2 protein-coding genes are annotated in these 1,913 nt (G+C 29.6%); both read left to right on the top strand.

What is annotated here, in order from left to right; translation table 11 throughout:
* Window positions 1–543 precede the first annotated feature (543 nt).
* Window positions 544–762, top strand: a complete 219-nt coding sequence (locus DSM00_RS15440; RefSeq protein WP_128758875.1) for a hypothetical protein — start codon at window positions 544–546, stop codon at window positions 760–762.
* A gap of 156 nt (window positions 763–918) precedes the next feature.
* Window positions 919–1,845: an MrcB family domain-containing protein gene (locus DSM00_RS15435; protein WP_128758874.1), complete on the top strand. Its 927-nt coding sequence runs from the start codon at window positions 919–921 to the stop codon at window positions 1,843–1,845.
* Window positions 1,846–1,913 lie beyond the last annotated feature (68 nt).

Below are 1,913 nucleotides of genomic sequence, written 5' to 3'. Positions count from 1 at the left end.
GTCACAAGCTTCACCGTATAACTTAACCTTAATCCTCTCTTTGTTCTTTCTAATTATACTATCAATTTAAAGAGAATCAAACTTAAGATGTATAAAAATAATAGCGGTTTTATCGCTAAAACAAAAGAAAGTAAGTATAAATAAGGTTTGTGTTTAACCGAAAAGCTAGCGTATATTAATCCGCTACTATTCTTATACTAGACCGTTGTAACACATTTATCCAAACCAAGAAATTGAAATTAACTAAAAAACATTTGGGAATTTATAACTTTACGAGGGAAATAAATCCTCATTAGAAAATGTAGGAACTCAAAAGGAAAAGGAATTATTTCAAAATGTTGATTTTGAGAAAAACGGAGCTAATACAATCCGAATACAAAATAAAAAAGAAAGAACTTTCAGAATCTGACATAAAAAATCGTTGAAATACTTATCAAAAAAATATTGTGAACCTGAAAAAGAACAAAGCACTTTTGATTCAATAATGTCAATGCTTTGGGCAGTATTTGGATAAGTCAAAGTTATCGAAACGAACAGAAGAAAATGAAAGATAAATTCAGCGAATTAATATCTGAATACCCATTTTATGTTGGAAGCTTTGCCTTAATTTTAGGAGTTTCTTATTTAATTTATAAAATTGGAAAAAGAGAATCATTTAAAATGAAAGATTATAGTGCAGCAAGTTGGAAAGCATTAGTCAATTCTTGGGCATTAATTTTTATGCTAATTATGTTAGGTCTTGCTTTAATATTTAAAGTATAAAAACGTGTTACAACAATGTATAACCGCAATTACGGCGGATTCGACTACGTCCGAATCCACTCGGAATTGCTAAAGCCTGTGTTAAACCGAAAATTAACGCATACTAACCCGTAACTGACGGTTATACGAGACCGTTGTGTACAATTTAAAAACTGAATGGAAAATATTTTAAACGAACCAATTGAAAGCTATTTAAATGAAAAGTCAAAAAACTTTGGCGGAAATGAATTAGCTGGAAAATTCCGAAATGATTTCCCATCAGAAATTGACACACTTCTAATTGATAAGACCAGATATAAAACTATTGGCTCACCAGGTAAAGGAAATTGGACAGATTGTCCTTGGATTGCAATCCTTGACACTTTAATAACAGAAACACCTCAGAAAGGATATTATCCTGTTTTTCTATTCAAATCTGATATGACTGGAGTTTATTTATCGCTAAACCAAGGAGTAACTGATGTAATTGAAAATTACAAAAGGAATGCAAAAGAAGTTTTAAAATTAAGAGCAGAAGATTTTAGAGCAAAAATCAACTATAAGTCTTCGGAATTTCTAACTAAAATAAAACTGGAATCTAATACTAAAAATGCAAAACATTATGAAGCTGGAAATATAATCGCTAAATATTACCCAAGTGATAATCTTCCAAGTTCATTTGAACTAAAATCAGACATAATAAAATTTCTTGATTTATATGAGAGTTTAGCTTATTCAGACAATTCTTTCAGTGATCATACAGAAAAAAACCATTTTGAAACTAAACAAATCAGACTTCATTGGAGAATAGAAAGAAACACAAGTTTAGGAAATAAAGTAAAAAAATTAAAAGGTTATACTTGCGAAGCTTGTGATATGACCTTCAAAGAAAAATATGGCGTTTTAGGAGAAAAATTTATTGAGGCACATCATTTAAAACCAATTTCGGAATTAGGTATCGGAAAATTTAAAGTGGATTTGGAAAATGACTTTGCTGTTTTATGTAGTAATTGCCATAGTATGATACATAAATTAGAAGATCCAAGCGATTTGAATAAACTAAGAAACATAATAAAAACTGTACACAACAAAGAACTGAGGTAAAAAACAACTCTTTTCTACATTAAATTTGAGACATACGTATCCTTTGCTAAAATCTGTAACTACAGATC

Source organism: Leeuwenhoekiella aequorea, from assembly GCF_004104375.1.
GTDB classification, from domain to species: Bacteria; Bacteroidota; Bacteroidia; order Flavobacteriales; family Flavobacteriaceae; genus Leeuwenhoekiella; species Leeuwenhoekiella aequorea.
This window is presented reverse-complemented; position numbering and strand designations above follow the sequence as displayed.

Coding starts and splice junctions, on each gene's coding strand:
- DSM00_RS15435 (WP_128758874.1), top strand. CDS start 919: ATGGAAAATATTTTAAACGAACCAATTGAAAGCTATTTAAATGAAAAG.
- DSM00_RS15440 (WP_128758875.1), top strand. CDS start 544: ATGAAAGATAAATTCAGCGAATTAATATCTGAATACCCATTTTATGTT.